Below are 6,053 nucleotides of genomic sequence, written 5' to 3'. Positions count from 1 at the left end.
TAAACAGGCGAAATACAGATACGTTGTGGCGTGTCCCAGCGTCTGTGTGATTCTCCCAAATTGTAGCCTTGACTGCTCCGAGACGGATTTCGTGGACTGGTTTTGCATTCTGGCGAGGCATGATTATGTTCCTTGTTTCAAAGTAAGAATTGCCATCCTGACTACCCGTCGGAAGAGAAAAGGATCACTGTCCCACCCTTGCATGAGCCTGGTAGTACAATCGCTTTTTTTCACGTTTTTTCAAGGACATCAAAATGCGATATGCTCGATCCCTTAGCCCAAGGTTTGTTGATCACCTAAGTCGTGAGCCGCTGTCACAATTATTGCAACTGCCAGAGTTATGTGCCCAAGACGATGACTACACTCTTGATCTTCAACTGCGTGCGGAGGATCGTTTGGTGGTCTATCACGGCTCGATGTCTCTCTTAAGGATTGAATATGATAATTCCACCAACTGCCTCAGTTATTCTGCCAATGCCAGTGAGGATTATTTTAATAGTGCTACAGGTTCCCAAGAATTGATGCAGAGCTGGCTGGAATCAAGCTGGTCCCGGACCGTAAAAATGATTCCCGAGTATTTGTTGGCTGCGATATCTTTTGAAAAGGATGGGTACTATCGGAACCGTGCAAGGGGCTATTGGCTGAACAGACTCAGTCTCACTTTCGGATCTCGATGGTGCCCAGGGATGGACTGGTTGATCATCGATCGAGATGCTGTGTTAAGTTATCCGAATGGGCTTGAGAGAAAAATATTGTTCGGTCCGATTCAGCGGAAGTATGATGTTATTCGAGACAAGCTCAAAGAACAGGACTCCCAGAAATGGGGAGAACCTTCACCTTCTACGTTCAGGGACATGTGCGACTTTTTTGCATTGGGGCCAGGTGGTGAATTGCTCTGCATCGAGTTGAAGCATGGCTCCGATACGAGCAGGATTTGCTGGGGAGGGCTTCAAGCTGCCGTGCATCGTGAACTATTTGGGCGGACCCTGGATCAGATCACCGATGACATTAAATCCCTCGTTCGACAGAAGGTTCAACTAGGGTTACTCCCCTCTCAGGCTGCTGAGCGTCTTCCTGAAGAACGATTTCGTACGGTCCAGCCGATCCTGGTAATTGCTGAACCGAACTATCGGTCGAATTGCTGGGAACTGTTGCAGGAAGTGGCGACCTTGTGTCATGAGGCTCAGTGTTCCGTGGTTGAAGTTCGTAATGACCATGAATTGGTTTCGATTTCCAGGTCATGGCAGTAGAAAGGGACAACGTGTTGATCGGTCCTATTAGTGTTCTATGATCTTGGAACTTTTCTGTCGGGTGTTCATTTTCTGAAAGAGACAGATCAGTTTTTTTCCGTACTTTTGCTATTGGTGTTGAGTTGTCGGTTCTAATGTTTATAATGTACTAAAGTGTATTAATGTGGGGTTGATAGTCACTGTCACCTTGAGCAAGGTATGGCAGTCCACTTTGGTTTCTTAAGTATGGAGTTCAAGATGGCAGTAAAGCACACACCTTCAGGAGTAGTTCACAAAGGTACCAAGGGGGGGAAGACTGGATGCGGCTTTGATACCAGAGTTAAACCAGATCATTGGGTGAACTCGTCAGACAGAATCACCTGCGATAAGGATGGGTGTAAGAATTAGTGATGGCCTTCTATAAGTGGGTCTTTACAGTATTTGTAAGTCGGTTGAGATGAATTTAGAACTGTCCAAAGGTGGGAACGATCTATGCCGTGTGTTCCAAAATCTGTTTTTGGAACACACGACTCAGAAATAAAGACTACTTATGTATTATATCTGATCTGGCTCATCTTGAGGTCTATGTAGCTCTTTAGTTGGTCAGTGAGTCTTTGTTCTGTCTTATTCATGAATCGGTGATTCGTTCTCGCTATATCAATAGTCCCTGAGTAACTCATCTCTCCAATAAATGAATCTGATGGTAGACTTGCTAGCTTATCGCTGTGTGGAATGGCTTCTTGGAACTTATCCAGATCTCGGTATTGTTCAACCAATGGGTTCCCCATTTTGGGTGAGAGCAAGATCAGGTTAAAGTCTCTGGAAGGAAATTCGAATAACTTATCTTCTACATACCAACCGCACTGGTAGAGCCCAACTCTTGCATTTCGAATCAACTGATCTGAAGGATATCCAGCGTGACCGTTATTATGAACGGTGCTTCCTGAAAGTGGAGAGCCATATTTCATCTCGATAAACACAGTCGTTGGTGGATTTTCCCAGGTAATCACGACGTCGACCTCCGTTTGCCCTTCATCCCACGGAATCAGCCAGCGAGGGAATGCAGGTTGCTTTTGCCAGAGTTCAATACGTAGGTTTCGGAATACCTGGCGACGAAATCGTTCGACTCCGAGAGCCTGATTCAGGAAGTCAGGTAACCACCATCTGGGGTTGATTGCCCGTAATGTTCCGAACAAGTGACCGGTAATTACGTCTTCGCTGGTGGGCCGAACAATCAAGGGACATCGTAGCGATCCACTTTTAGCAGGTTCACAAAGACAGCCGCCCTTTCCCCCGAGTTCAGTCAGCATACTTCAACTCCATTTAGTTCAACCAACTCTGGGTTTTGTTCTGTGACTGTCTTTCTCGGTTTCCATTCCCGACATTCCTTGCGGAAGGCACACATAGAACAATTGACTGGAGTCTCGATGGGATAAAAAATCTCATTCTCCACTGCACGTTCCACAGTCTCGACGAGATCCCCGAGTCTCCCGATATCATCCTCGTTACGAGCCGTTTTCAACCGCTGGATTTTGGGTGTTTTCGTTTTCACCAGAACGGTAAATTCTACGGAAGCCCATTCTCCAAAACCTTCCCAGAGCATGTTGACATAACAGGTCGCTTGGAGCGATTTTTCTACTTCAAATTCACCATAGGCTCGGCCTGAGGTTTTAAACTCGGTGATCTTCAAGCATCCCTCTATTTCACGAGTGACCAGATCCGCAATCGCAATCAGTGGTGTTACCAGGTAATCTCCTTCGCTATTAGAAAGAGGAATATAACACCGATGTTCAACAGAGACGATTTCCTGGGGAGGAGGCTCCTCACAATAAAGCTTCAGGAGTTCTAATCCTTGTGCGATCAGGTCATCTCGGGATTCTTTGGGCTTATATTCAACGGTCTGCTCATCTTCTCGAAAAAGCCAGGTTTCGAGATATTCCTGTTGGATCTGTTGCCAATCCGGGTCTTCTCCACGTTGTAAACTTTGGTGGTAAACAGCTAAGGCATTGTGAACCGCAGAACCAAAGATCAGACCACTGCCGACAGATTTCCTGGGAATCCGGAGAACGCGTTCGAAGTAATATTGGAGTGGACAGCGGAGATACTGATTCAGAGCACTAAAGCTCCAGTGTGGCCTTGTTCTCATTTTCATAAATGATCTCCTTCTGAGTTCGCAATCATCATGAGTTTGCGACAGACATAACGGCAGATCATCCGATCCCATTCATCTGATAAGACACGATAAACTGTTTGGGGAGGGAAACCACCCTGATTGAGCCAATCCAATAAGCCCTCGGCTCTGAGTTCGGCTTCGTGATAGTCCCCTGCAGCAATCTCTGCAAGCATTTCTTCCCAGGCACTCTGAGGGTCCATCCCATCGCCCCTTTCATTAACGACGGGCCGACTGTTTCCCATTATTGTTTTCTGTCAGATGATCGAGGATCTTTCCTGCTTCCGCTTTGGTTAATTCGTAGACATCAACCACTCTTCCCAGAATCTCTGCAATTCGGTTCTCCAGCTGTGGTTTGTTCAGTCCCTGACGTTTTCCCAGGGACAAGAGAAACTGGATTTGTTTATTCGTCGCTGGAGATTGCGATTCCCCATTGGGAAGTCGTGAATGACCGTTACCATTTCGGGCGGTAGCACTATTGGGTGGAATACGGGAGTGATCTAAAACACTGGGAGAACCTCCATTCTGACCAGTATGATTCATGTCCCGCTGTGCGATGGCAGAATCCCCTTCATAACGTTCGATTTGCTGAGCCAGAGATTCTTCAGCGAGGTCGTAAAATTCCTTGACCCGTTCCACAATGGCTTCAGGATCATCGAGGTTCACCAGGATTTCTCCTTCCAGATTCACGCTGAAGCCGGTGCTGTTATAATCGCGTGAGATTTTTCGGCTCATTCCAACGTTGACCTTAAGCATGTCGGGGTTCCTTTCAGTCGAATAAAGATTCTTGGCACTGAACTGAATACTCGACTTAGTGTCAGGATACGCTGTCTGCAGGATGGAGAATGTTCGTTGGAGTGATAATCAAGAAATGTCTGATGTCACTATTTCACCTGACTCGGTTACTTGCCAGATCTCTTTTGAATTGACATCCATCGCCGTCAATAATCCCCCAAAGCCACACCCGGTATCAATGCAGCAACAAAAGTTATATTCTCGAATATCCCCTGGAGTATGTCCCAGAATAACTTTTTTACCACTGATATGTGGTCGTGGCTCAGATTCTTCCAAGGATAGCCAACGGAGGAGAGAGGGGGGCTGCTGATCTAGAGATGAATACCAGCAATAATTGGCATGGGTGAATATGAAGGGTTCCGTCTCGTAATACGGAGAGCAGTGGGAAAGAAAATCCCAGTGCTCTTGGGGAATCTGGTTTACCCCAGTATCCTCTCCATAAGATTGTAAAGTGGTTTCTCCCCCCTGGTAACGCCAACGCTGTTCTGCATGACAATCATCTTGACTGTCCAACATCATTTCTTCATGGTTTCCCAGGATTGGTATCAGTCGACATCGCCCCTGGAGAGTCAGGAGTGTTTCAATCACTCCGCAACTGTCAGGCCCCCGGTTAACATAGTCTCCCAGCGTGACAATGGTGTCACTTTTTCCGGGGCTAATCTGGGCCAGCAACGCCTGCAACGCCAATTTATGGCCGTGAATATCTCCGATTGCGATCAGTCGACCAGATTGCTTTTGCTTCTCCAAGACTCTCAGATACCTCTCCTGTAAAAAGTGCCTGCTTCCTACTCCAGAATTATAGCAAAATCTGTTAGACAAAGGTGGGTTCTCTAGAGTTTTATCCCACCATTTCCAAGGCAGCACTCCAGGCAGCCGCTTTTAGTCGGGCACCACTTCCAAACCAGGAAGATTCGAAGCGGCGACTGATTTTTTCATCTTCAGTTTTTCCACGTGTGGACCGATGGTGATCCACGAATTCAGTCACAGCGTTGAAAGCTGCCCAGCTTGTGAGTTTTGTTTCAAGGATATTCTGCCCTCTCCCATTTTCGAACAGGTATTCCAGGTTTTTTCGGATGTTTTTCACCCGTTGATTCTTTGAATCGGGAGTCTCTGGATAAAGAGTTGAGAAGTAATTATCCAATTGTTTTCGACTCGGATAATGATGAGCCAGCCGATTAATATTATCATCCAGGTTATCGTAGAATCGCTTCGCAAAGCCCAAGACGTTCTGAGCCTCTGCGACTTTGGAAGACAGGTTCCCCTTGTGCATAATCGAGACGCCTTGCCCCCGACTACGTCGTTCTGCCACTCCCAGGGTATTTGCACAAACAACTCGAATGGGCGTAAAATACATCCTCAGGGCGGAACTGCCATCATGAGAATTACTCAGCAATAGGTATTGCTCGGTCACATCCTCGGAGTCCTTGATTCGAATTTCACCAGGGATTTTGGCCAACATCCAGACTCTTTCCCCTTGGCCAAGAGCTCCAGCGGTGTGGTAGCGAAGTCGTCCATCACTCACGACAGAATCCAGGAAACCAAAGCATTGGTGATTTTGAACCGGCTGATAACTGTTCCCAACAACTCCCAGAACGGCATTAGAGTCGCTTCGAACGACTGCTTTTCGCTGGGGAACTGGAAGACCTTCTTCAGTTACTAATGGGCGAAGGTCAACCCGGTAGTTTAAGCCTGCCGCTTCGATAGCCTCAGCAGCTGTCGCTGGTTCATCTAATTTTGTTCCAAGTCGGTGCCAGGGAGGGGCACCAACATACATTAATGATGATTGACCATTTGTTGTTGCGAGTTCGTGTGACATGAGGACTCCTGAGTGGTAGTTTAGGATACATCCTTGGTACCCT

At 47.0% G+C, this 6,053-nt stretch carries 6 protein-coding genes; 1 reads left to right on the top strand and 5 read right to left on the bottom strand.

Going from position 1 to position 6,053, the window contains the following annotated elements; genetic code table 11:
* Nucleotides 1–254 precede the first annotated feature (254 nt).
* Nucleotides 255–1,250 (top strand): hypothetical protein, encoded by a 996-nt coding sequence (locus Enr10x_RS25510; RefSeq protein ID WP_145451804.1) that lies wholly within the window; start codon nt 255–257, stop codon nt 1,248–1,250.
* Between the two features lie 527 nt (nt 1,251–1,777).
* Here the strand turns inward: Enr10x_RS25510 and Enr10x_RS25505 are convergent.
* The 5 genes from Enr10x_RS25505 to Enr10x_RS25485 all read right to left on the bottom strand — a co-directional run bounded on the left by Enr10x_RS25505 (nt 1,778) and on the right by Enr10x_RS25485 (nt 6,010).
* A complete protein-coding gene (locus Enr10x_RS25505; RefSeq protein WP_145451803.1) occupies nt 1,778–2,539 on the bottom strand; it encodes a hypothetical protein in 762 nt (253 codons plus the stop codon).
* Nucleotides 2,533–3,381, bottom strand: a complete 849-nt coding sequence (locus tag Enr10x_RS25500) for a RecB family exonuclease (protein ID WP_197997364.1) — start codon at nt 3,379–3,381, stop codon at nt 2,533–2,535. Before Enr10x_RS25500 ends, Enr10x_RS25505 begins: the two co-directional genes overlap by 7 nt.
* A gap of 237 nt (nt 3,382–3,618) precedes the next feature.
* Complete coding sequence (locus tag Enr10x_RS25495) at nt 3,619–4,155, bottom strand: hypothetical protein (RefSeq protein WP_145451801.1); 537 nt, start codon at nt 4,153–4,155, stop codon at nt 3,619–3,621.
* A gap of 108 nt (nt 4,156–4,263) precedes the next feature.
* A complete protein-coding gene (locus Enr10x_RS25490; protein WP_145451800.1) occupies nt 4,264–4,941 on the bottom strand; it encodes a metallophosphoesterase family protein in 678 nt (225 codons plus the stop codon).
* 91 nt (nt 4,942–5,032) lie between these two features.
* Entirely contained in the window at nt 5,033–6,010 is a 978-nt protein-coding gene (locus Enr10x_RS25485) for a DUF932 domain-containing protein (protein WP_145451799.1), read from the bottom strand.
* Nucleotides 6,011–6,053: the final 43 nt, after the last annotated feature.

The organism is Gimesia panareensis (assembly GCF_007748155.1).
Classification (GTDB): Bacteria; Planctomycetota; Planctomycetia; order Planctomycetales; family Planctomycetaceae; genus Gimesia; species Gimesia panareensis.
The sequence above is the reverse complement of the archived record's forward strand: the minus strand, read 5'-3'. Positions and strand labels throughout refer to the sequence as shown.